This window comes from Bradyrhizobium sp. (assembly GCF_049581145.1).
In the GTDB taxonomy this organism is placed as follows: Bacteria; Pseudomonadota; Alphaproteobacteria; order Rhizobiales; family Xanthobacteraceae; genus Bradyrhizobium.
Genome location: NZ_JBAURI010000744.1, coordinates 1 through 2,043, shown reverse-complemented (window position 1 = coordinate 2,043; position 2,043 = coordinate 1). Strand labels below are relative to the sequence as shown.

At 57.9% G+C, this 2,043-nt stretch carries 2 protein-coding genes; both read right to left on the bottom strand.

Annotated elements, in window-relative coordinates:
* Nucleotides 1-290: 290 nt before the first annotated feature.
* Nucleotides 291-1,028 (bottom strand): Crp/Fnr family transcriptional regulator, encoded by a 738-nt coding sequence (locus WCB02_RS24305; RefSeq protein ID WP_423962161.1) that lies wholly within the window; start codon nt 1,026-1,028, stop codon nt 291-293.
* A gap of 550 nt (nt 1,029-1,578) precedes the next feature.
* The coding region (locus WCB02_RS24300) for an alpha amylase C-terminal domain-containing protein (RefSeq protein ID WP_423962159.1) at nt 1,579-2,043 on the bottom strand (465 nt) is incomplete at its 5' end.

The window sequence follows — 2,043 nt, the reverse complement described above, 5'->3', positions numbered from 1 at the left end:
CAATTCATCCGCGATCGCAATGATCTCACGGGGCATCCGCATATTCTTCGCGCTCCAATCGAGATGGCCGACAACAATCGGGGTATTTTCGGAGCTGTGGGTACACCGGGCGTGCCATGGGCCTGCCGGCCACAGCGGCTCTTGACCCATCTCCGACATTCAGCGGATCGACGTGGCGCCGAATGGAGAGATACTGGGAGCTGCTGCTGTACGATCTAGTTCGTCGTGGGATAAGCGAGGTGCCGGCGCGTCCCTGCCAGCCGATGCGAACGGAGGATAACTGACGATGACTATGGGGACGGCTGTTTCGATTTTCGCAGATGCAAATAGCCGGGATCGAACTGACCGATATCTTTCATGCGGCGCCAGTTTCGCACGCTTAGCCGGCTATTGCGAAACTCCATCGCTCGGGTCGAACGAAGCAGGGCCAGCGCACGATTGACCGTCGCAATCCTCATGCCAAGTGTATCGGCCCATTGGACAAGGCTGATCGGCAGTTCCAAAGTCTTCTCCTGTGTCAAACTCGACGCTTCGGCACGATAGAACAGTTCGCAGAACAGGTGCGCCATCCGCGCCAGCGGCGGTCTGCTACTGTTGTTTGTTATGGCCTCCCGGAATATGGCTGCATCGATCAGCGTTTCCCGCCAGACCGCAAATCCCAGCTTTGGACGCTGTTCGAAGGCACGCAACAGGTTCTTGTGCGGGATCAGGGCAACGCACGCATGGCCCATGGCGCAAACGGCGTGATCCATATGATCGAGAAACAGCGCTTGAGCATCGGGAAGATCGCCCATCAGGTGAAAGGAAAGGTACTGGCGCCGGCCGTTTTCCAAGAGGTGATAGCGGCCGACAACGCCTCGGACGACAAGCACGGAAACGCTGGGGTCATCGCCCTGCCGTATCAAATCTTCGTTGGGGGACAGCTCACGGAGCTGGTAGGGGAAGAGCCTGATCGCGGCAAGATCATCGTTCGACAGCAGCGAATGCCCCCGAAGCTTCTCTGCAAGGATTTTGCTTGCGTCCGACATCGCGGCAGTGTCCTCCGAATATTTATCTGAATGATACGAACAGGATATAGCAAGCAGGTAGACTACGGCATATTGCCCGGGTTTCAAGCTAGGCCCGGGTGCGTGAATCGGTCGTTCAGAACGCGGCCTGCCGGATCTCCGAATTTCGCTTCATTGGCTTCGGCTTGACGCCGTCCACGCCATCAAGGACGACAGCGACAACCACATTGGGGAGGAATCGCGCGCCGCGTTCGGGGTTCCCCGCCCAAGCGACAGCGCATCTGATGCTCGAAAATGAAGAGAGCGAGGTTGCACCTCTCGAACGCGTCGGCGGCAAGCCGAACGACCACACTTCGGGAACGCGCCAATATTGATCCAACGGAATTGATCCAGGCGGCGGCTGCTTCGGTCAATCGACGACGCCGGCGCCGATGCACCTGGCCCTCAGGGCGCGGTATGGCCCCCGGCATCGAGGCGCACTCTCCTGCAGCGGCCGTCGATGGCGATGACAAGCCCCGGTGATGACGCAAAGACGCGGAGCGACGGCCGAAGATGCGGAAAGCTGCAACGTCTAGGGTTCAGGCGCCAGAAACAACGCGCCCAGCGGAGGAAGAACCAATTTAAGGGTAGGCACCAGCTCATCCGCGGCAATCAACATTCCGCCGTTGCCGACGTTACTGCCGCCATATATCGATGAATCGGAATTGAGTAGCTCTGCCCATCGACCATGATAGGGGACGCGAACGTGATAATCCCGGTGGACAACCGGCGAAAAATTGACGATGACCAGGCAGCGAGACCGATGATTTTCGCCTTTTCTCATCCAAGCAAACACGTTGTTGCCGGCATCTTCTGTGATGATCCATTCGAAACCAGCTTCATCAGAGTCCAACTCGTACAATGCGGGAAGGCTGCGATAGAGTCGGTTGAGGTCGCGTACCAGCAACTGGATTCCGAGATATCTATGCTGCTCCAGCAGGTGCCAGTCCAGCGAGCGCTCATGACTCCATTCCTGTTCCTGGCCAAACTCACAACC

What these genes read in the sequence shown, in the direction of transcription:
- WCB02_RS24305 (WP_423962161.1), bottom strand. Translation starts at nt 1,028, where the DNA reads ATGTCGGACGCAAGCAAAATCCTTGCAGAGAAGCTTCGGGGGCATTCG.